The organism is Micromonospora musae (genome assembly GCF_003626545.1).
Classification (GTDB): domain Bacteria; phylum Actinomycetota; class Actinomycetes; order Mycobacteriales; family Micromonosporaceae; genus Micromonospora; species Micromonospora musae.
Genome location: NZ_RAZS01000002.1, coordinates 706671 through 727207 on the forward strand (window position 1 = coordinate 706671; position 20537 = coordinate 727207).

Genomic DNA, 20537 nt, shown 5'->3' on the forward strand with positions numbered 1-20537 from the left:
GCGGAGCGGAGAGGGTCATGCCAACGGGGAGATCCTCGCGACGCCGCCGACCGCCCCGGCCACTCGGTGTGCCCGTGCTCGCGCCGGTGCCGGGTGGCTGGTGGTTCGACGGGCTGCTGCTCGCCGCGCTCGCCGCGCTCACCGCCGCCCTGATCTGGTGGCGGCCGATGCTGCGGCTGGACATCGTCGTACGCGACTGGTGCGACCAGCACCGGCCCCCGCCGGTCGACACGATGATGTACCTGTTCGACCGCGTCGGTCAGGGCGGCGCGCTCACCACGCTGACCGTGCTGGTGTCGTTCTGGCTGGCCTGGCGGCACCGGTCGGTACGCCCGATCATCCCGGCCGGGCTCGCGCCGATCATCAGCACCCTGCTGATCGTGGGGTTGAAGCGGTGGACCTCGCGCGGCGCCCCGCACCACGGCTCGGTCGAGATGTTCGCCGACGGGTGGGAGGAGTACTACCCCTCCGGGCACGTGAGCAACGGCATCGTCTACTTCGGCGTGCTGGCCATGCTGCTCGCGCCGTACCTGCCGGTGCTCGCCCGCCGGTTGCTGATGTGGGTGCCGGGCGTGCTCGTCTTCATCGGCACCACCTACCTCGGCTACCACTGGTTGACCGACAGCGTCGGCGGTTACCTGCTGGGCCTGCTGATCATCCGGGCGCTGCTTCGGGTGCCGTGGCGGACGCTGCCGCTGCCGCGGTGGCTGGACCACTCCCGCTGACGCCGAACGGCGCTCCGGTCCTCGACAATCCGCGTGCGGGGTGGGTCGACAGGTTGCCGCCGACCCGCCCCTGCGCGGGGCGCGCCCTACCGCCGCTCGGGCACGATCACGTTGGAATGCGCGCCGGTCTCCGGCTCGGCCGGCGGCTCCGCGACCAGATGCGGAGCGGGCCGCTCGACGGGAGGTGGCGTCTCGGCGGGCCCGCCCGGCGGCTGCTCCTGCGGGTGTGCGACAGGTTCGACCGGTCGCTGCGTCTCGGCCGGTGCGGTCCGCTCGACCGGAGTCGGCGCCGGTGCCGCCTCGCCCGGTTCGGCCGCCGCCTCGACCTGCGCGTGCGCGGGCCCGCCGTTCGCTCGCCGCCGGCCCGGCTCGCGCGTGCCCACCGTCGGGTACTCGGCCGTCTCCGCGCCGCCCGCCGCGGCCGCCATCACCGCCGCGGCGGCCAGGTCGGCCACCCGCTTCGCCTCGCGCTGCACCCGGGCACGGACGTCCTTTGCGTGCCGTTCGGCCAGGTCGGCGGAGCGGCGTGCCTCGTCGAGCCGGGCCGCCTCGGTGGCGAGTTGCTGGCGGACCTCCTCCAGGCGTCGCTGCGCCGTGCCCAACTCGTGCTCGGTCGCCGACTGCTCCTGGTGCGCCCCGGCCAGCTTCCGCTGCGCCGCGCCCAGCTCGGACTCCACCTGCGTCAGCGCCTGCTGGCGCACCGTGACCTCCCGGTGCAGCTCGGTGAGCTGCTCCTGGTGGGTGGTGGCCTGTTCGTCGGCGCGCTGCCGCACCTCCGTCGCGTACTGCTGCGCCTCGGCGATGAGGGAGCCGATGGTCTGCTCGGCGGCGCTGCGCTGGTTCTCGATCTCCCGCTCGGCGGTCGCCCGTTGCTCGGCGATCTCCTGCTCGGCGGCGGTCCGCCGCTCGGTGACGTCCCGTTCGATGTTCGCCTGCCACTGGGCCAGCTCCTGCTGGCTCTTGCTCCGGGCCGCCTGCAGCTCCTGCTGGATCTGCGTACGCGCCGCGCGGGTCAGCGCCTCGGAGGCGGCTCGGGCCTGCTCGACCTGCTGGGCGCTCTGCTCGCTGATCCGCTTCGCCTCCTGGCGGGCCCGCTCGTGCGCGGCCTCCCCGTCGGCGCGCAGCTTCTCCGCCGCCTCCCGGATCTCGGCGATCTCGGTCTCGACCGCGGTGCGGCGCTCCTCGTACGTCTTCTCCTGCTCGACGCGGCGCGCGGAGAGCTCCTCCTCCAGGTCCTGCAGCGCCCGGGTGGCTCGCTCGCGCGCGTCGACAAGCGTCCGTTCCGCCTCGGTCTGCAGCTCCCCGGCGCGCTGCGCGGCGGTGTCGGCGATCGCCGCGCCCTGCTTCTCGGCCAGCGCGAGGATCTGGTCGACCATCGGGCCCAGATCGCGGAACGACGCCCGGTCGGGCTGGTTCGGGCGGTGCCGCAGCTCGGTCAGCTCGGTGTGCAGCTGCTGCATCTGCGCGGTCAGCTCCCGGACCTGTCCGGTCACCCGGTCGCGCTCGGTGGAGAGCGCCGCGAGCTGCCCGTCGAGCTGCTCGATGTACCGATCGACCTGCCGCTTCTCGTAACCGCGCAGCGCCAGCTCGAAGCTGGGTCGCGAGCCGCGGTTCTCGCGTACCGCGAACGGCTCTTCGCCGTTGGACATCCGACATCCTCCGTACGATCCTGCCGTCCCCACAGGGCATGGGGTCGCGCAACGCTACCGTCGTGCCGACGCCGGACCGTCATCGACCCGGCGCTCCTGCCACGGGCGCGCCCGTCGCGCGTGGACGCCGGTCGCCGCCCGGCGTCCCGGACGGTCGGTGGCCGTCGAGCCACCGCCGGTGTCGGCCGCGGCCCCCGAGGCGTCTCCGGCTCGAAGGCGTCGAGAGTAAAGCATGGCAAAGACCTCAGCACGGCGCGGGTCGCCCGGGCGCGCGGCATGATGGTCAGCGGCGCCGGTCCCGGCCGGCTCCGCACCTCGCGGGCGGGCGGCGGCGCCGCGCAACGAACAGGAGAGACATGTCTTCGATCGCAGACCAGACGATATCGGCCCTGCGTGGCGGGCACGACGCGCTCGTCGCGTTCGTCGGGAAGCTCGGCCAGGAGGACCTGGTACGGCCCTCCGGCGCCAGCGACTGGCAGGTGTCCCAGGTGCTCAGCCACCTCGGCAGCGGAGCGGAGATCAACCTGGCGGCGCTGCGCGCCGCGAAGTCCGGCGGCGCGACGCCGGGCGGTGACTTCAACAAGTCGGTCTGGGCCCGGTGGGACGCGATGTCCCCCGCCGAGCAGGCCGCCGGCTTCGTCGAGTCCAACCAGCGGCTCGTCGAGGAGTACGAGGCGTTGGACCCGACCACCCGGGCGCAGCTCCGGATCGACCTGGGCTTCCTGCCCGAGCCGGTGGATGTCGCCACCTCGGCCCGGATGCGGCTCAGCGAGTTCGCCCTGCACCAGTGGGACGTCGAGGTCGGATTCGACCCGTCGGCGACGGTGTCGGCGGAGGCGGTGGCGCTCCTGCTCGACAACGTGGGGGCGATGCTCGCCTGGACGAGCCGCGCGGACGTCCTCGGCGGACGACAGGCACACCTCACGGTGCGGCTGGAGGAGCCGTCGCGGCTCTTCGGGCTGCGGCTGGGCGAGCGGGTCGAGCTGACCGACGCCCCCGAGCGGCCGGACGGCGAGCTGGTGGCACCGGCCGAGGCGTGGCTGCGCCTCACGGTGGGACGGCTCGGCGCGCAGTACACGCCGGAGGCCGTCCGGCTGACCGGGCCGGTGAGCCTGGACGAGCTGCGTTCCGTCTTCCCCGGCTTCTGAGCCGCAGCTGCACCGCTCCGGCGCCCGCCGTGGTCAGGCGGGCGCCGGACCGGTGGAGTCCCGCACCACGAGGGTGTGCCCGGTGGGGCGCCGACGCGGCCGGTTCGACCTGGGCTTGAGCGCGAGCGCGAGCGCCGTGCGGCCCATCTCGGTCATGGGCAGCCGGACGGTGGTGAGGCTGGGCGCCAGGTCGGCGGCGACCGAGACGTCGTCGAAGCCGACCACCGACACCCGCTCCGGCACCGAGATGCGGCGGGCGCGTAGCACCGCGAGCACCCCCATCGCCATCGCGTCGTTGAGCGCGATGACGGCCGTCGTTCCCGGATGGTCGCCGAGGATCTGCTCGGCCGCCACCCGCCCGCCCTCCCGGGTGAAGTCGGTGTGCACCACCGGCAGTTCGGCGAGGTCCAGGCCGTGGCCGCGCAGCGCCGAGGCGACCCCGGCGAGCCGGTCGGTGACGGTGGTCAGCCCCGGCGTCCCCGCCGCCACCGCGATCCGTCGGTGCCCCAGCGCCAGGAGGTGCTCGGCGAGCGCCCGCCCGCCGGCCTCGTTGTCGGGCAGCACGGCGTCGGCGCCGAGGGAGTGCCGCCCGATGACCGCGACGCGCCCGCCGAGGCTCTGGTACGCGGAGAGCTCCGCCTTCGTCTCCGCCTCGACCCGGGTGTCGGTGTAGCCGGAGCCGGCGATGAGGATGATGCCGACCCGCTGAGCGATGAGGTGGCGGATCTGGCGCAGCTCGAAGTGCGGGTCGCGCCCCGAGTGGCAGATCTGCACGAGCAGCCCCTGCTCGGCGGCGACCTCGATGACCCCGCCGGCGATCTCGGAGAAGTACGGGTCGTCCACCTGGTGCACGACGAGGCCGACGGTCGAGCTGGCGCCCCCGGCGAGGGTGCGCGCGTACGGGTTGGCGACGTAGCCGAGCTCCTGGGAGACCCGCCGCACCCGGTCGGCGACCTCCTCGCTGACTCCGTCCCGGCCGGACAGGGCCCGGGACGCTGTCGCCAGTGACACTCCGGCCCGCTCGGCGACGTCGACGAGGCGCAGCCTCGAGCCAGGCTTGGGCATCAGCGACTCTCCTGAGACATCGATGTCGGCACCTTCATCTATTGCCAGTGACGTAGGACACACCCTAGAGTACGAAAGCGCTTTCGCAAGCGCTTCCAGCCCGGTGCAAAGGAGCCTCCGAGCATGTCCACCCGGTTGACGAAGATGAGATGGGCGACGGCGTTCGGCGCGACGATGGCCCTCGCGCTCGCCGGTTGCAGTGGTGGCGAGGAGGGCTCGACCTCCAGCGACGATCCGATCGTGGTCGGGATCTCGTTGCCGCTCACCGGCGACTTCTCCGAGCCCGGCAAGGGAGTCCAGCGCGGCTACCAGGCCTGGGCGAAGATCGTGAACGACAAGGGCGGCCTGCTGGGCCGCCAGGTCGAGCTGAAGATCCTCGACGACCAGTCCAACGCCGACCGCGTCGTCTCCGACTACGAGCAGCTCATCGGCCAGGACCAGGTCGACGTCGTGGTCGGTCCCTTCTCGACCCGGCTCGTCGTGCCGGCCGCCCGCGTCGCCGAAGAGTACGGGATGTTGTTCGTCGAGCCCGCGGGCGCCGCGAAGGAGGTCTTCGAGCAGGGCTTCAAGAACCTCTTCTACGCCGCCCCCGCGGTGGCGAACGACCACTACAACCACCTCGCCGAGTACATCCTCGGTCTGCCGGCCGGGCAGCGCCCCACCACCGCGGCGTACGCGGCGATGGACGACCCGTTCGCGCAGGGCACGGCGTACGGGCTGAAGGAGAAGCTCGAGGCGGGCGGTGTCCGCACCGTGGTCGACGAGGTCTACCCGCCGAACACCACCGAGTTCAGCGGCATCGCCGCGAAGATCGCCGCGTCGAAGGCGGACCTCGTGGTGGGCGGCTCGCAGTACCAGGACGGCGTGAACCTGATCGTCGCCCTCCAGCAGCTCGCGTACCAGCCGAAGCTCGCCGCGTTCTCCACGGCGCCGACCAGCCCCGAGTTCGCCGCCGCCATCGGCGACAAGACCGAGGGGATCCTGGCCCCCACCGGCTACACCCAGAAGGCGCCCTACCCGAGCAACGTCGAGTTCGTGGAGAAGTACACCGCCCAGTTCGGCACGCCGCCGGAGGAGGACGAGGCGAACGCGTACACCACCGGCCAGGTCGTCGCCGCGGCGATCACCGCGGCGGGCTGCGCCGAGCAGGGCGAGTGCCAGCAGAAGCTCATCGACTGGGTACGCGGCAACACCGTCGAGACGGTCGTCGGCCCGCTCAGCTGGGACGCGACCGGTAAGCCGCAGGGCGCCCACATGATCCAGCAGTGGGTCGGCGGGGAGATCCAGATCGTGCTCCCGGCCGACGCCAAGGAGGCCGACATCGTCTACCCGAAGCCGGCCTGGTAGCCGCGATGACGTCCGGAGCGCTGATCTTCCAGAGCGTCATCCTGGGTCTGCTCCTCGGCGGGCTCTACGCCCTGCTGGCCTCGGGCCTGACGCTCTACTTCGGCATCATGCGGGTGGTGATGATCGCCCACTCGGCGTTCCTCATCCTCGCCGCCTACCTGGCCTGGTGGTCGCAGACCCGACTCGGCGTCGACCCGCTGCTCTCCCTGGTCGTCACGGTCCCGCTCTTCTTCGCCGCCGGGGTGCTGCTGCAACGGGGCCTGCTCGCCCGGCTGCGCCCCGCCACGCTGACCATGATGTCGGTGCTGCTGACCTTCGCCATCGCGGTCATCATCGAGGGGCTGCTCGGGTACGCCTTCACCGGCACCCAGCGCCGCATCCAGCTCGGCTACGGCACGGCGAACATCGAGCTCTTCGGCGCGCGGATCGCCGTCGTGAAGCTCATCGCGTTCGGTCTCGCGGTGGCCGCGCTGCTCACCCTCTACCTGCTGCTGAAGCGCACCACGTTCGGCTGGGCGCTGCGCGCCACCATCCAGCACCCGGACGCGGCCCGGCTGGTCGGCATCGACACCAACCGGGTCGCCGGCTACGGCTTCGGCCTCGGGCTGGCCACCGCGGCCGTCGGCGGCACCGCGCTGGCCCTGGACACCACCATCTACCCCTCGCTGCACTGGCACTGGATCGGGCCGCTCATGGCGATCATCGTGGTCGGCGGGCTGGGCAGCGTGCCCGGGGCCGCGGCCGCCGCCATGGTGCTCGGCCTCACCCAGAGCCTGCTGCAGATCCCGCTCAACACCACCTGGGCGCAGACCATCTTCTACCTCGCGCTCTTCGCCACGCTGGCGTTCCGCCCGCAGGGATTCTTCGGAGGCCGGCTTGCCCAGCGCTTCTGAACCGGTAACCACCCTCGCCGCCCGCCGGCCGGCGGTCACGGCCGGTCGGGCCGCCCGGGGCGTCCTGCTCCTGCTGCTCGTCGTCGCCGTGCTGTCGTTCCCCTCGCTGGCGCCCAACCCGTACATCCTCTCGGCCGGCATCCTCGTGCTGAACTACGCCCTCCTGTCGACCTCGTGGAACTTCGTCGGCGGCTTCACCGGCTACATCTCGCTCGGGCACGGGGCGCTCGCCGGGCTCGGCGCGTACGGCACCGCCCTGCTCGTGACCAGGGCCGGCGTGCCCAGCTTCGTGGCACTCGTCGTCGCGGCCCTCGCCGTGGCGGCCCTCGCCGTGCCGATCGGCTACGCGGCGCTACGGGTGCGCGGCGCCTCCTTCGTCATCGTCTCCATCGCGTTGGTGCTGGTCCTGCTGCTGGTCTTCCAGAGCTGGGCCTCGTTCACCGGCGGCTCGCGCGGGCTGACCGTGCCGCGCCCCTTCCCCGACCTGCTGCGCCCCGAGCACCACCGGGTCTTCTGGTTCCTCTTCGCCGGGTTGCTGGCGCTCGCGCTGCTGGTCTGGTGGGTGATCGACCGTTCCCGGTTCGGCCTCGGCCTCAAGGCGATCCGGGAGGACGAGGACAAGGCGGAGGCGCTGGGCATCCCGACCTTCGCCTACAAGCTCGTGGTGTTCGTGGTGTCGGCCGGGTTCACCGGGGCCGCCGGTGGCCTGTACGCGCTCTGGTTCGGCGACCTCGACCCGGTCTTCCAGTTCTCCATCCTGACCGGCTCCTACCTGGTGCTGATGGCGCTGCTCGGCGGGGTGCGCAGCCTCTTCGGCCCGCTGCTCGGGGCGCTGGTCGTCGGAACGGCGCTGGAGTACTTCAAGGTCGAGTACGGCAGCACCCCGCTGCACCTGGTCGCCACCGGCCTGCTGCTCGCCGTCGTCGTGCTCTTCATGCCCGACGGCGTGCTGCCGGCGGTCAGCGCCGCGATCGACCGGTTCCGCCCGGCCCAGCAGTCGATCCGGGAGGTGACCGCCGCCGAGCTGCGCGAGCAGCGTGAAGGCGGCGCCGGGGCGGAGAGCGAGCTGGCCGGAGCGGGCCCGGCGGCGTCGTCCACGAAGGAGCGAGCATGAGCGAGCGGAGTGAGCGAATCATCGGGTGCGGTGCGGCGGAGCCTCATGGCGGCGGCGAGCGGAGCGAGGTGCCGGCATGAGCGAGCGGGCGCTGCGGACCGAGGGCCTCACCAAGGCGTTCGGGGGAGTGGTGGCGCTCGACGGCGCCAGCGTCGCCTTCCGGCACGGGCAGGTGAACGCGCTCATCGGGCCGAACGGCTCCGGCAAGACGACGTTCTTCAACTGCGTCACCGGCATGATCCGCGCCGACTCCGGCCGGACCGTCTACCGGGGACGGGACATCACCCGGGCCGCCCCGCACGCGATCGCGCACGCCGGCCTGGGCCGTACCTTCCAGCTCTGCCGGGTCTTCCCCCGCATGTCGGCGCTGGACAACGTGCTCGCCGCCGTACGCCCGGCGGGCCTGCTCGGCCGGTTGCGCGGCGCGCACGGGCGGGCCGAGGTCGACCGGGCGCGCGGCTGGCTGACCCGGCTCGGCATCGAGCACCTCGTCGACGTCGAGGCGCGGAACATGTCGTGGGGGCAGCAGAAGCTGCTGGAGCTGGCCGGCGTGCTGATGGCCGATCCGGAGACGGTCCTGCTGGACGAGCCGGCGGGCGGGGTCAACCCGGCCCTGCTCGACCGGATCGGCGGCCTGGTCCGGGAGCTCAACGCCGAGGGCCGCACCTTCGTCATCGTCGAGCACAACATGGACCTGGTGATGAGCATCAGCGACCACATCGTGGTCTTCGACCGTGGCCGGCCGATCGCGGAGGGGCCACCCTCGGTGATCCGCGCCGACGAACGCGTGCTGGGGGCCTATCTTGGCGTCTGAGATCGAACTCGTCGACATCCAGGCCGGCTACGGGCGCGCCGCGCCGGTCCTGCGCGGGCTCTCCGTCGCGGTGCCGGCCGGCTCCGTCGTCTGCCTGGTCGGCCCGAACGGCGCCGGCAAGTCCACGGTGCTGAAGGTGGCCAGCGGGCTGCTCCGGCCCCGGTCCGGGCGGATCCTCGTCGGCGGCCGGGAGGTGACCGGTCAGGGGCCGCAGGCGATGCTCGCCGCGGGCGTCGCGCACGTGCTGCAGGGGCACAGCGTGTTCCGCGAGATGACCGTGGCCGAGAACGTCCTGCTCGGCGGCTACACGCTGCGCGACAAGACCCGGGTCGCCCGCCGGGCCGAGTTCGTCAAGGAGCTCTTCCCGGTGGTGGCGCAGCGCTGGGGGAGCCTCGCCGGGCTGCTCTCCGGCGGCCAGCAGAAGCAGGTCGAGTTCGCCCGGTCGCTGATGGTGGACCCGAAGGTCGTGCTGCTCGACGAGCCGTCCATGGGCCTGGACCCGAAGGCCACGGCGACCGTCTTCGAGCAGGTCGTGCGGATGCGCGACGCGGGCACCGCCGTGCTGCTCGTCGAGCAGAACGCCCGCCGGGCACTGGAGACCGCCGATCTGGGCTGCGTACTCGACCTGGGCCGGGTGCACATCTCCGGTCCCGCGCCGGAGCTGCTGGCGGACCCGCAGCTCGGCGAGCTCTACCTCGGCGGCCGGCCCGCCGAGCCCCCGGTCGTTCCGAAGCGCTGACGGCCGGCCCGTACGGCACCACCGCACCATCGACATAGCGAGGTCCGGTCACCGGGGTAAGCGTTTACCGGGACCGGACCGACGAGGTTCGTGGCACAGAGAGGTGTACGCGATGTCCAGAGCAGGACGCGTCGCCGCCGCCACCGCCGCCGTGCTGGCGGCCGGGGTGCTGGCCGGTGTCGCCGCGCCACCCGCGTCGGCCTTCCGGGCCGGCCCGCGCGACGTCCACCCGTCCCTACGAGACGACCTGGTCGCCTTCTACGACTTCGATCATCCGGTCCCCGGCGACGAGGCGCTGGAACGCGACCAGGGGCGCTCCGGCACCGAGATCGAGCTGGTGAACGGCGCGGCGGAGATGCGCGTGCGGGACCGCGCCTACGCCGGCAGCGGCCGGGCGTTGCAGACCCGGCAGGTCGAGCCGACGGTCGCCGGCAACGACGACTGGAAGGCCGGCATCTACTCGGCGAGCGGCGTGCGTACGCTGCGCGCGTTCAACGCCGTCGCCGGCACCACGGTGATGGGCTGGTTCAAGGTCGAGATGACCGAACCGAAGCCGAACTCGAACACGACCGACCCGGCCGATCGCTACAACGCCATCGGGCTGGCCGGGGTGCTGACCGGCGACTCCGACGGGCACGGCGTACGGGCCCTGCTGGAGCTGATCGACGTGAACGGGGAGTTGCGGCTGGTCGCGCTCGGCCGGCGGCTCGACGGGGGCAACTCCCAGACGTTCGCCGCCGCGCAGGACTGGCGCACGCTGCTGCCCGCCGGGCGGTGGGTGCACCTCAGCGCCACGTTCGACTTCGGCACCGGCGCGATGGCGCTCTACCGCGACGGTGTGCCGCTGGCCGGCTTCTACACCCGTACCGACGACCCGTGGCTCGTCGCCGGCCCGGGCCCGCACGTCACCACCGCCTCCGACCCGCGCGGCATCAAGATCGGCGGCAGCTATCCGCAGGACAACCGGGAGCAGAACCCGTGCGACTGCCGGATGGACTCGTTGATGTTCCTCGACCGGGCGCTCGACGCGCGGGAGATCGAACGGCAGTACCGGCACATGACCCACCGACGCTGATCCACCTCCCGTCCCCCTCGAGAATGGAGTGACCTGTGCGCATCTCCACTCGCCGCCTGCGCAGATCGGTGACCACGGCGGCGCTCGCGACCGCCGCGCTCACCCTGTCGCTGGTGGCCGCGGCGCCCGCCCGCGCCGCCGACCCGATCTACGATCCGGTGCCCGAGGCACAGACCCAGAGCCGCCTCGGGCTCGTGCTCAGCGAGTACACGTCGTTCCCGAAGTCCGAGCCGACGCCCGCGCCGACCGACGCGCGGCTCATGCGGCAGGCCCGGATCAACACCATCATGGAGATCCCCGACGGCTCCGGTCGCCGGGCCGTGCCCGACCTCAACGGCAAGCTCTACGTCGTCGAGAACGGCGTGCCGCACGTCTATCTCGACGTCGCGGCGACCTTCGCGCCGAAGTTCTTCTCCGGCCGGGGTCTCGGCCAGGGCTTCGGCTACGTGGCCTTCCACCCCGACTTCAAGCGCAGCGGCAAGTTCTACACCGTCCACACCGAGCAGGCGTCGCTCGCCACCGAGGTGCCGGACTGGTCGCAGACCGGCACCATCTTCCACGGCATCATCACCGAGTGGACGGCGAGCGACCCGGCGGCCGACACCTTCGCCGGCACCCGCCGGGAGGTGCTGCGGATCGGCTTCGGCGGTCAGGTGCACGGCATCCAGGAGATCAACTTCAATCCGGCGGCGAAGAAGCGCGGCCCGGACTACGGCATGCTCTACCTCGCCGTCGGCGACGGCGGGCTGGGCGTGCGCAACACCGACCCGCAGAACCTCGCCCTGCCGCACGGCAAGCTGCTGCGGATCGACCCGCTGGGCACCAACGCCGCGAGCGGGCGCTACGGCGTCCCGCCGTCGAACCCGTTCGTCGGGCGGGAGGGGGCGCTCGGCGAGATCTACGCGGTCGGCTTCCGGGACCCGCACCGGTTCAGCTGGGACCGGCAGACCGGCAAGATGTACCTGGGTCACATCGGCGAGCACGCCATCGAGGCGATCTACGAGGTGCGCGCCGGCGACAACTTCGGCTGGAGCGAGCGCGAGGGGGCGTTCCTCTTCGACAAGACGTCGACCGCGCCCTGCGACAAGATCTTCCCGCTCCCGGCCGACGACGAGCAGTACGGCTACACCTACCCGGTGGCGGCGTACGACCATGATCCGGCGCCGGGCTGGAACTGCACCTCGGACGTGGGGGTCGCGGTGGCCGGTGGGTTCGTCTACCGGGGCCGGGACGTGCCGGCGCTGCGCGGCAAGTACGTCTTCGGTGACCTGGTCGACGGCCGGGTGCTGTACACCGAGGCGAAGCAGATGCGGCGTGGGGGCGGGCTCGCCCCGATCCACCGGCTGGCCCTCTTCGACGCCGCCGGCGCGGCGGTGCGGATGCAGGACCTCTCCGGCCCGGGCGCGCCGGGTGACCCGAACCGGGTCGACCTGCGCTTCGGCACCGACGCACAGGGCGAGCTCTACATCCTGGCCAAGGCGAACGGAAAGATCTGGAAGGTGACCGGCACCCGCGAGTTCGCCGACGGGCAGCCCGGCACGACGAAGGTCCGGGACACGATGCGTCCGACGAACTGGCGGCCCGTCACGCCGGGGAAGTGGCGGTTCACCGGAAAGGAGGTCATCCTGGCCGAGGCGGGCGTGCAGCGGCCCGGCCCGCGCCGCCCCTTCGAGTACGCGGTGCTGACCGCGGGCCCGGAGTTCGCGGCGGTGGACATCACCGCGAAGGTGCGGCTGGACACTCCGGTCGAGGTGACCAACCGGGATGTGATCATCGTCTTCGGTTACCGCTCGGACACGGAGTTCTACTACGCGCACCTCTCCACGGACAACACGATCCTGCCGCACAACGGCATCTTCAAGGTCAACAATGCTGACCGGGAGCGGATCGACTACCAGTGGAACGGCCGGTCCCGGGGCGCCGCCCCGGCCGTCGTCGACGCCGACTGGCACGACGTCCGGGTCCGGCACCTGCCGGCCACCGGCGAGATCGCGGTCTACGTCGACGGGTCGAAGGATCCGCTCATGACGGCCCGGGACACCACGTTCGACTCGGGTCGGGTGGGCTTCGGCTCCTTCGACAACGTCGGTCGGCTGCGTGACCTCACGGTGCGCGGCACCCCGGCGCTCTGACCATCAGGTGGGGGCGGCGGCACACCGCCGCCCCCACCTGGCCGCCTTCCGTGGCCGCCCCGTCGTCGATCATGAGGTCGGCGGCCGAGTCGATCTTCGTGGGCCCCGCAAACCTCATGGTCAACGGGGCTGGGGCAGGCGGGGGGTGCTGGCGCGTACGACGACCTCGCCGGCCACCCGGTGCACCCGGGGTCGCGCCACGCCGTCGTCGAGCGCCATCCGGACGGCGAGCGCGCCGATCTCCTCCAGCGGGATCCGCACGGTGGTCAGCCCCGGGTTGACGTCCCGGAGCGTGGCGATGTCGTCGAAGCCGGCGATCGCCATGCCGCCCGGCAGCTCGACGCCCCGGTCGCGCAGCGCCGCCATCGCGCCCACCGCCATCACGTCGTTGACCGCGAAGACGCCTGTCACGTCCGGGCTCCGGTCGAGCAGGCGCTGCATGGCCGCGTACCCGCCGTCGCGGGTGAACGGCCCGGACACGACGTGCTCAGCGGCGAGCCGGCCGCCGTGGTGGGCGAGCGCCTCCCGGAAGCCGGCGACGCGCTCGCTCGCGGTGAGCAGGTCGGTCGGGCCGGCGAGCACCGCGAACCGCCGGTGCCCGAGGTCGTGCAGGGCGTGGCCGAGGTCGCGCGCGCCCGCGTGGTTGTCGATGGAGATGGTGTCCACCGGCAGGCGGGGCTGGCTGACGGCGACCGCGCGCCCGCCCTCGGCCTCGAACGCGGCGAGCTCCTCGGCGAGCTGGTCGGTGGCCGCCCGGTCGTCGGTGCGGCTGCCGACCACGACGACCACGCTGGCCCAGTGCCGGCGGAACGCCCCCACGTAGTCGGTCTCGGCCCCCGGGCGCCGCTCGGTGCTCGCCATGGTGACCAGCAGGCCGTGCGCCTCGGCCGCCCGCATCACGCCGGCGGCGACGGCGGAGAAGTAGGGGTCGGCGATGTCGTGCAGCGACAGACCGACGATGTTGGTGCGTCCGCGGGCCATCGCCTGGGCGTGGGCGTTGGGGGAGTAGCGCAGCTCCGCCGCCGCGCGCAGTACGCGCTCGCGCAGCTCCTCGCCCACCACCCGGTTGGCGCTGCCGTTGAGCGCACGCGAGGCGGTGGCCAGCGAGACGCCGGCGCGCCGAGCCACGTCGTGCAGCGTGACGGAACCGGTCACGACACCGTCCTTTCCCGCGGGCGTCGGACGGAAATCGTCCGCAGCCAGCGTAGGAACCGGCCGATCGCGTCGTCAAACCCTGATGAGCTGGGCTTCTCCCATCCACCGGGGCCGATCGGCACCGGCGGTGACCGGCCGATGTGGACGGGGCTTGCACCGGCGGCGCGCTCTGCCCTACCGTCTCGGTAAGCGCTTTCCCAAGGAGGTCGTCGATGGCCGCTCGCAAGCTCGGCGTGGTGATGAACGGGGTGACCGGCCGGATGGGCTACCGGCAGCATCTCGTCCGATCCGTCCTCGCCATCCGGGAGCAGGGCGGGGTGGCGCTCTCCGACGGCACCCGGGTGCAGCTCGAGCCGCTGCTCGTCGGGCGGAACGCCACCAAGCTGGGTGAGATCGCGCAGCGGCACGACCTTCCCCGATGGACGACCGACCTGGACGCCGCTCTGGCCGACCCCGACTACCCGGTCTACTTCGACGCCCAGCTGACCCAGATCCGGGAGAAGGCGCTCATCAAGGCGATGGACGCCGGCCGGCACGTCTACGCCGAGAAGCCGAGCGCCGAGTCGTTGGCCGGCGCGCTCGAACTCGCCCGGCACGCGCGCCGGGCCGGGGTGAAGAACGGCGTGGTGCACGACAAGCTCTACCTGCCGGGCCTGCTGAAGCTCAAGCGACTGGTCGACGGCGGCTTCTTCGGCCGCATCCTGTCCGTACGCGGCGAGTTCGGCTACTGGGTCTTCGAGGGCGACTGGCAGCCGGCCCAGCGGCCCAGCTGGAACTACCGGGCGCAGGACGGTGGCGGCATCGCGCTGGACATGTTCCCGCACTGGAACTACGTGCTGGAGAACCTCTTCGGGCGGGTACGGGCCGTCACCGCCCGGGTGGTCACGCACGTGCCGCACCGGTGGGACGAGCAGGGCCAGCGGTACGAGGCGAGCGCCGACGACGCCGCGTACGCCATCTTCGAGCTCGACGGCGGGGTGATCGCCCAGATCAACTCGTCCTGGGCGGTCCGGATCAACCGGGACGAGCTGGTGGAGTTCCAGGTCGACGGCGTCGAGGGCAGCGCGGTGGCGGGGCTGCACCGCTGCCGGGTCCAGCACCGCACGGTCACCCCGAAACCGGTCTGGAACCCGGATGTCGCGGAGACCCGGCACTTCCGTGACGAGTGGCAGGAGGTGCCGGACAACGCCGTGCTCGACAACGGCTTCAAGGCCCAGTGGGAACAGTTCGTGCGGCACGTCGTGGAGGACGCGCCGAACCCGTACGACCTGCTCTCCGGCGCCCGTGGGGTGCAGCTCGCCGACGCCGGGCTCCGCTCCTCCCGGGAGGGGCGCCGCGTCGAGTTGCCGGAGCTGACGGCGTGAGCACCGTGCGGCTGCCCCGTCCGGACGGGACCGTGGAGCAGCGCCGGCTGGCCGAGCCGGTCGGCTGGTCCCGGCCCGCCGGGCCGATCACCTCCCGGATCGCCTTCGCCGCCGCGCACGTGGTCGCCGACCCGCTCGGCGACAACACCCCCGGCGCGCCGGCGGTCGTCGACTGGGAGGCCACCCTGGCGTTCCGCCGGCACCTCTGGTCCTACGGGCTGGGGGTCGCCGAGGCGATGGACACCGCCCAGCGCGGCATGGGCCTGGACTGGGCCAGCACCCGCGAGCTCATCACGCGCAGCGCCGCGGCCGCCCGGGAGGCGGGCGGCCGGATCGCCGCGGGCGCCGGCACCGACCACGCCCCGGCCGACCTCGCCTCGCTCGACGAGGTCACCGCCGCCTACCGCACCCAGATCGAGGTCGTGGAGGCGAGCGGGGCACAGGTCATCCTGATGGCCAGCCGCCAGCTCGCCCGGCTGGCTCGCGGCCCCGAGGACTACGCCAAGGTGTACGCTCCGCTGCTCGACGAGGTCTCCGGCCCGGTGATCCTGCACTGGCTGGGCCCGATGTTCGACCCGGCCCTGGACGGCTACTGGGGCTCGCCGGAGGTGCCGGCCGCCACCGCCGCGCTGCTCGACCTCGTCGGGGGGTACGCGGGCAAGGTCGACGGGATCAAGGTGTCGCTGCTCGACGCCGGGCACGAACGGAGGCTACGGGCGGCCCTGCCGGCCGGCGTCCGCCTCTACACCGGCGACGACTTCAACTACCCGGAGCTGATCCGGGGCGACGGTACGCACCACAGCGACGCCCTGCTCGGCGTCTTCGCCGCCATCGCCCCGGCCGCCTCGGCCGCGTTGCAGGCCCTCGACGCGGGCGACCCGGCGCGGTACGACGAGACGTTCGCACCGACGCTCCCGCTGGCCCGGCATCTCTTCGCCGCCCCGACCTGGTACTACAAGACCGGCATCGCGTTCCTCGCCTGGCTCTGCGGCCACCAGCCCGGCTTCACCATGGTGGGTGGCCTGCAGAGCGCCCGGTCCGTGCTTCACCTGGCCGAGCTGGTCCGGCTCGCCGACGACGCCCGGCTGCTGCCCGACCCCGACCTCGCCGCCGCAAGGCTGCGGGCGTTCCTCGACGTCGCCGGAGTGCCCCGATGACCGACGCGCTCTCCACCATGGACACTCTCGACGTGCCGTCCGGCCGGCCGGCCGGGGTGCCGACCCCGATCCCCGGTGACCCCCGGCTGGCCCGGCTGTCGCTCAACCAGCGGACCACCGAACGGTGGTCGGTCGCCGAGGCGGTCGCCGGCTGCGTACGGGCCGGCCTGCCGGCGGTCGGGCTGTGGCGGGAGCCGGTGCAGGAGATCGGCGTGCCCGCCGCCGCCCGGCTCGTCGCCGACGCCGGCCTGCGGGTCTCCTCGCTGTGCCGCGGCGGATTCCTCACCGCCGCCGACCCGCAGCGGTGGCGGCAGGCGCTCGACGACAACCGGCGCGCCATCGACGAGGCCGCGGAGCTGGCGGCGGCCTGCCTGGTCATGGTGGTCGGCGGGCTGTCGGAGGGCTCCCGTGACCTGGCCGGCGCCCGGGACCGGATGGCCGACGGGATCGCCGAGCTGGCGCCGTACGCGGCCCGACGGGGCGTACGGCTGGCCCTGGAGCCCATGCACCCGATCTTCTGCGCCGACCGTGGGGTGCTCTCCACCCTCGGGCAGGCGCTCGACCTGGCCGAGCGGTTCCCCGCCGAGCAGGTGGGCGTGGTGGTCGACACGTTCCACGTCTGGTGGGACCCGGACGTCCTCGGCCAGATCGCTCGCGCCCGGGGCCGCATCGCCGGCTTCCAGGTCTGCGACTGGATCACCCCACTGCCGCCGGACGCCCTGCTCTCCCGGGGCATGATGGGCGACGGGCACATCGACTTCCCGCTGCTGCGCCGCGCCGTCGAGCGGGCCGGCTACACCGGTGACATCGAGGTGGAGATCTTCAACGCCGACGTCTGGGCGGCCGACCCGGACGAGGTGGTGGCGACGCTGGCCCGCCGCTACGTTACGCAGGTGCTACCCGACTGAGCGGTCGCGGAACGCTCAGGCAGCACCTTGCGGAGGCGACCGGCGGCGCCGGCGACGGCGCGGCTCAGAGACTGTCGGGAAACCCCGGGGCGAGCGAGGCGGAGTCCAGGCGGTGATCCGGCAAGGCGGAGATCCGTCCGGATACCGGTGTTGTATCCGGACGAATCTCCAACGCCGCCGGTCGTCGGCTGGGCCCGCCGCAGCCGCCGCAGGGTTTCCCGACAGTCTCTCAGAGCACCTGGGCCAGGAACCGGCGCAGCCGCGGGTGCTCGGCCGCCTCGAAGACGGCCGCCGGCTCACCGGACTCCAGCACCACGCCGTGGTCCATGAAGGCCACCGTGTCGGCCACCTCCCGCGCGAAGCCCATCTCGTGGGTCACCACCACCATGGTCATGCCGGCGGAGGCGAGGTCGGCCATCACCCCGAGCACCCCCTTGACCAGCTCCGGGTCGAGCGCGCTGGTCGCCTCGTCGAAGAGCATCACCTGCGGCTGCAGCGCCAGCGCACGGGCGATCGCGACCCGCTGTTGCTGCCCGCCCGAGAGGTGCCCGGGACGCGCGTCCGCCTTGCCGGCCAGCCCGACCAGCTCCAGCTGGGTCCGGGCGAGCGCCACCGCCTCCTCCTCGGGCAGCTTCTTGATCCGACGCAGCGCCAGGGTCACGTTGCGCAGCACGCTCATGTGCGGGAAGAGGTTGAACTGCTGGAAGACCATCCCGATCCGCTGGCGCAGCGCGTCCGGGTCGTCGGCGAGCACGCTGCGCCCGTCGAGCAGCACGTCGCCGCGGTCCGGCTCGATGAGCCGGTTGATCGTCCGCAGCAGCGTCGACTTGCCGGAGCCGGACGGCCCGATGACGCAGGCCGTGCCGCCCCGGGCGACGTCCAGGTCCGCCCCGCGGAGCACCCGGTTGGACCCGAAGGCCAGATGGACGTCGCGTACGGCCAGGCTGACCGAGGTGCTGATGTCGACGGTCATCGCCCGCTCCCTCCCGCCGCGCCCGGCAGGGCCAGGTCGGCGTCGTCGATCTCGTCGGCCAGCTGGGTGGCGAGCCGGCCGTGCCGCAGCCGGGCGTCGATCGCGTTGACCACGTGGGTCAGCGGCACGGTCAGCGCCAGGTAGAAGAGACCGGCCAGCAGCAGGGCCGACTCGTTGCCGGTGGTGGCCGCGTAGTCCTGCCCGATCCGGAACAGCTCCCGCTGACTGGCCACCAGACCGAGGAAGTAGACCAGGCTGGAGTCCTTGATGAGCGCGATGAGCTGGTTGACCCAGGCCGGCAGGACCCGGCGTACGCCCTGCGGGATGATCACCATCCGCATCGCCTCGCCCCAGGAGAAGCCCAACGCCCGGGCACCCTCCAACTGGGCCGCCTCCACCGACTGGATGCCGGAGCGGAAGATCTCTCCGATGTAGGCGGCGGCGATCAGGGAGAGCGCCAGAATGCCCAGCGGGTACGGGTTCGGGCCCCACACCTGCATACCGAGCGGCGCCAGGCCGACGCCGATCAGCAGGATGGTCGCGGCGGCCGGCAGCCCCCGGAACACGTCGGTGTAGACCCGCGCCGGCCAGCGCAGCCACCGGGTGCGGGAGATGCCGGCGATCGCCAGCAGCATGCCCAGCACCGAGCCGAGCAGAGCGGCGGAGACCGCGAGGATCAGCGTGTTGGGCAGCCCGACGGTGAGCATCTCGGGCAGAGCCTCGCGCATCGACTCCCAGTCGAAGAACGTCTCCCACAGGGTGCGCAACGGATCCATGTCTCGCCTCTCCTACCGTTCCGCTCGCTCGTCTCGTCGTACCGTCAGGACGTGGCCGACGCGGACGCGGTCGGCGCGGCCGGGACCGCCACGGTGCCGCTGCCCGGCTTGAAGTCCGCGGGGATCGGCCGGCCCGGGTAGTACTGGGCCTGCAGCCGGCTCCACGTGCCGTCGGCGATCACCTCGTCGAGGCCCTTGTCGAGCGCCTTGCGCAGGGCGTCGTTCCCCTTCGCCACCGCGTACGCTGTCGGTGCGGGGCTGAGCAGCTTCGCGGCCACGGTGATCTTCCCGCCGCTCTCCGCGGCCGAGGTCTCGCCGATCTCGGCCGGGGCGATCCAGGCGTCCGCGGTGCCGGCCTTGAGCTGGTTGATCGCGCCGTTGTAGTCCGGCACCCGCACCGGGTCGAGCCCCTTGCCGCTGGCGTAGTCGTCCTGGACGGTGCCCTGCACGACGACGACCCGCTTCCCGGTCAGCTCGTCGAAGCTCTTGATCGACGAGCCGGCGGGGACGTCGAGTCCGAAGTAGCCGAAGTCGTACCCGTTGCCGAAGTCCACAGTCTTCTTGCGGGCCTCGGTGATGGTGATCGAGGAGCTGCCCACGTCGAACTTGTGGTTGTTGACCTGGGCGAGCAGCGCGGAGAAGTCGGTGCCCACGAACTCCACCTTCAGGCCGATCTTCGCGGCGACCGCGCTGAGCAGGTCGTTGTCGAAGCCGGTGAACTTGCCGTCCTTCAGGTACACGTTCGGCGGGGCGTCGCTGAGCGTGCCGGCGCGCAGCACCCCCGGCTGGAGCAGGTCGTACGGGTTCTCCGCGCCGGCGGAGGAGTCGTCGCCGCAGGCGGTGAGGGTGGCGGCGCCGAGGATCGCGACCGCGCCGACGGCGACCAACCGGGTCAGGGAAGGAAGGAATCGCACAGGTGTCTCCGGGTGTCGGTAAGCGGCGGGGCACGGACGTGCGCCGCCGACGGTGCGCCGGACGGGCACACCGGTGGGAAGTTCGGACTGGCGGGAGAGGTCGCGGTCAGCGCCGCGCGCCGGCGGGACAGCCGGCGCTGCACACCCACATCATGTCGACGTGCCGGCGTCGGGTCAGCGCCGGCGGCCGGGGCCGCCGAACGGACGCGGGGAGACCGACCGAGATGGGGTGCGGGAACGACATTGGCTCTCCTAGGTCGTTGCTGACCTGGGAACCAGGCCACGCTTGCACCGGATCGACTCCGGTGCCCGGTCCTCACCCGGGGCACCCCACCGCGGAGGAGGGTTGCCGGCCAGCAAGCCGGGGCTTGACGCTGGCACTCATGACCTGCGCAAGAGGTTAACAGCCCGGTACGGACAGTCGTCCAGCCGTTATGACGACTCTCACGCACGCGGTGATCGCCGGGGGCTCCGTGCCCGCCTCGGGGTCGGCACGCCGATCCGGATCGATCGGAGCGGCAAGGCCCGACGGCGGCGGGAGGCGCCGGGAATGCTCGGATTCGCGGCGGTCGGCTCGATAAGGTGGCGG

At 72.6% G+C, this 20537-nt stretch carries 18 protein-coding genes and 1 riboswitch; of the genes, 12 read left to right on the plus strand and 6 right to left on the minus strand.

Annotation, left to right across the window (positions count from 1 at the left end):
- Positions 1–17 precede the first annotated feature (17 nt).
- Complete coding sequence (locus D7147_RS07315) at positions 18–725, plus strand: phosphatase PAP2 family protein (protein WP_120674881.1); 708 nt, start codon at positions 18–20, stop codon at positions 723–725.
- A gap of 86 nt (positions 726–811) precedes the next feature.
- Here D7147_RS07315 and D7147_RS07320 read toward each other — a convergent pair whose 3' ends face one another.
- Complete coding sequence (locus D7147_RS07320; RefSeq protein ID WP_120674883.1) at positions 812–2374, minus strand: hypothetical protein; 1563 nt, start codon at positions 2372–2374, stop codon at positions 812–814.
- A 356-nt stretch (positions 2375–2730) separates the two neighbouring features.
- Here D7147_RS07320 and D7147_RS07325 point away from each other — a divergent pair, with 356 nt between their 5' ends.
- On the plus strand, positions 2731–3522 hold the full coding sequence (locus tag D7147_RS07325; protein ID WP_120674885.1) for a maleylpyruvate isomerase family mycothiol-dependent enzyme: 792 nt from the start codon (positions 2731–2733) through the stop codon (positions 3520–3522).
- A gap of 33 nt (positions 3523–3555) precedes the next feature.
- Here D7147_RS07325 and D7147_RS07330 read toward each other — a convergent pair whose 3' ends face one another.
- Positions 3556–4587, minus strand: a complete 1032-nt coding sequence (locus D7147_RS07330) for a LacI family DNA-binding transcriptional regulator (protein WP_120674887.1) — start codon at positions 4585–4587, stop codon at positions 3556–3558.
- A 123-nt stretch (positions 4588–4710) separates the two neighbouring features.
- On the opposite strand from D7147_RS07330, the gene D7147_RS07335 reads away from it, so the two are divergent.
- From D7147_RS07335 to D7147_RS07365, 7 genes are all read left to right on the plus strand, one after another.
- Positions 4711–5934, plus strand: a complete 1224-nt coding sequence (locus D7147_RS07335; RefSeq protein WP_233562990.1) for an amino acid ABC transporter substrate-binding protein — start codon at positions 4711–4713, stop codon at positions 5932–5934.
- A 5-nt stretch (positions 5935–5939) separates the two neighbouring features.
- The gene (locus D7147_RS07340) at positions 5940–6827 is read left to right on the plus strand and encodes a branched-chain amino acid ABC transporter permease (protein ID WP_120674889.1); all 888 of its coding nucleotides are present in this window, start codon (positions 5940–5942) and stop codon (positions 6825–6827) included.
- Positions 6811–7941 (plus strand): branched-chain amino acid ABC transporter permease, encoded by a 1131-nt coding sequence (locus D7147_RS07345; RefSeq protein ID WP_233562991.1) that lies wholly within the window; start codon positions 6811–6813, stop codon positions 7939–7941. Before D7147_RS07340 ends, D7147_RS07345 begins: the two co-directional genes overlap by 17 nt.
- Positions 7942–8017: 76 nt before the next feature.
- Complete coding sequence (locus D7147_RS07350) at positions 8018–8755, plus strand: ABC transporter ATP-binding protein (protein WP_120674891.1); 738 nt, start codon at positions 8018–8020, stop codon at positions 8753–8755.
- Entirely contained in the window at positions 8745–9494 is a 750-nt protein-coding gene (locus D7147_RS07355; RefSeq protein ID WP_120674893.1) for an ABC transporter ATP-binding protein, read from the plus strand. The genes D7147_RS07350 and D7147_RS07355 overlap by 11 nt, the downstream gene beginning before the upstream one ends.
- A 112-nt stretch (positions 9495–9606) precedes the next feature.
- Positions 9607–10569 carry a LamG-like jellyroll fold domain-containing protein gene (locus D7147_RS07360; RefSeq protein ID WP_120675330.1) on the plus strand — a complete coding sequence of 321 codons (963 nt, stop codon included), beginning with the start codon at positions 9607–9609 and terminating at the stop codon, positions 10567–10569.
- 35 nt (positions 10570–10604) lie between these two features.
- Entirely contained in the window at positions 10605–12701 is a 2097-nt protein-coding gene (locus D7147_RS07365; protein ID WP_120674895.1) for a PQQ-dependent sugar dehydrogenase, read from the plus strand.
- 120 nt (positions 12702–12821) lie between these two features.
- On the opposite strand, the gene D7147_RS07370 is transcribed toward D7147_RS07365, so the two are convergent.
- Positions 12822–13856 carry a LacI family DNA-binding transcriptional regulator gene (locus D7147_RS07370; RefSeq protein WP_120674897.1) on the minus strand — a complete coding sequence of 345 codons (1035 nt, stop codon included), beginning with the start codon at positions 13854–13856 and terminating at the stop codon, positions 12822–12824.
- A 212-nt stretch (positions 13857–14068) separates the two neighbouring features.
- Between D7147_RS07370 and D7147_RS07375 the strand changes: the two genes are divergently transcribed.
- The 3 genes from D7147_RS07375 to D7147_RS07385 all read left to right on the plus strand — a co-directional run bounded on the left by D7147_RS07375 (position 14069) and on the right by D7147_RS07385 (position 17285).
- The gene (locus D7147_RS07375) at positions 14069–15220 is read left to right on the plus strand and encodes a Gfo/Idh/MocA family protein (RefSeq protein WP_120674899.1); all 1152 of its coding nucleotides are present in this window, start codon (positions 14069–14071) and stop codon (positions 15218–15220) included.
- Positions 15217–16377, plus strand: a complete 1161-nt coding sequence (locus D7147_RS07380; RefSeq protein WP_120674901.1) for a dihydrodipicolinate synthase family protein — start codon at positions 15217–15219, stop codon at positions 16375–16377. The genes D7147_RS07375 and D7147_RS07380 overlap by 4 nt, the downstream gene beginning before the upstream one ends.
- A gap of 68 nt (positions 16378–16445) precedes the next feature.
- Complete coding sequence (locus D7147_RS07385; protein ID WP_199734120.1) at positions 16446–17285, plus strand: sugar phosphate isomerase/epimerase family protein; 840 nt, start codon at positions 16446–16448, stop codon at positions 17283–17285.
- Positions 17286–17514: 229 nt separating this feature from the next.
- On the opposite strand, the gene D7147_RS07390 is transcribed toward D7147_RS07385, so the two are convergent.
- From D7147_RS07390 to D7147_RS07400, 3 genes are read right to left on the minus strand one after another with little or no spacing between them, the layout of a single operon-like run.
- The gene (locus D7147_RS07390) at positions 17515–18258 is read right to left on the minus strand and encodes an amino acid ABC transporter ATP-binding protein (protein WP_120674903.1); all 744 of its coding nucleotides are present in this window, start codon (positions 18256–18258) and stop codon (positions 17515–17517) included.
- Positions 18255–19034 carry an amino acid ABC transporter permease gene (locus D7147_RS07395; RefSeq protein ID WP_120674905.1) on the minus strand — a complete coding sequence of 260 codons (780 nt, stop codon included), beginning with the start codon at positions 19032–19034 and terminating at the stop codon, positions 18255–18257. Before D7147_RS07395 ends, D7147_RS07390 begins: the two co-directional genes overlap by 4 nt.
- A gap of 44 nt (positions 19035–19078) precedes the next feature.
- Positions 19079–19948, minus strand: a complete 870-nt coding sequence (locus tag D7147_RS07400) for an ABC transporter substrate-binding protein (protein WP_120674907.1) — start codon at positions 19946–19948, stop codon at positions 19079–19081.
- 277 nt (positions 19949–20225) lie between these two features.
- A riboswitch (SAM riboswitch) is annotated at positions 20226–20337 on the minus strand.
- Positions 20338–20537 lie beyond the last annotated feature (200 nt).

Excerpts from the sequence above, each read along its gene's own strand:
- D7147_RS07325 (WP_120674885.1), top strand. The coding sequence starts at position 2,731 with ATGTCTTCGATCGCAGACCAGACGATATCGGCCCTGCGTGGCGGGCAC.
- D7147_RS07335 (WP_233562990.1), top strand. The coding sequence starts at position 4,711 with ATGTCCACCCGGTTGACGAAGATGAGATGGGCGACGGCGTTCGGCGCG.
- D7147_RS07320 (WP_120674883.1), bottom strand. The coding sequence starts at position 2,374 with ATGTCCAACGGCGAAGAGCCGTTCGCGGTACGCGAGAACCGCGGCTCG.
- D7147_RS07390 (WP_120674903.1), bottom strand. The coding sequence starts at position 18,258 with ATGACCGTCGACATCAGCACCTCGGTCAGCCTGGCCGTACGCGACGTC.
- D7147_RS07360 (WP_120675330.1), top strand. The coding sequence starts at position 9,607 with ATGTCCAGAGCAGGACGCGTCGCCGCCGCCACCGCCGCCGTGCTGGCG.
- D7147_RS07340 (WP_120674889.1), top strand. The coding sequence starts at position 5,940 with ATGACGTCCGGAGCGCTGATCTTCCAGAGCGTCATCCTGGGTCTGCTC.
- D7147_RS07375 (WP_120674899.1), top strand. The coding sequence starts at position 14,069 with ATGGCCGCTCGCAAGCTCGGCGTGGTGATGAACGGGGTGACCGGCCGG.
- D7147_RS07395 (WP_120674905.1), bottom strand. The coding sequence starts at position 19,034 with ATGGATCCGTTGCGCACCCTGTGGGAGACGTTCTTCGACTGGGAGTCG.
- D7147_RS07330 (WP_120674887.1), bottom strand. The coding sequence starts at position 4,587 with ATGCCCAAGCCTGGCTCGAGGCTGCGCCTCGTCGACGTCGCCGAGCGG.
- D7147_RS07315 (WP_120674881.1), top strand. The coding sequence starts at position 18 with ATGCCAACGGGGAGATCCTCGCGACGCCGCCGACCGCCCCGGCCACTC.
- D7147_RS07350 (WP_120674891.1), top strand. The coding sequence starts at position 8,018 with ATGAGCGAGCGGGCGCTGCGGACCGAGGGCCTCACCAAGGCGTTCGGG.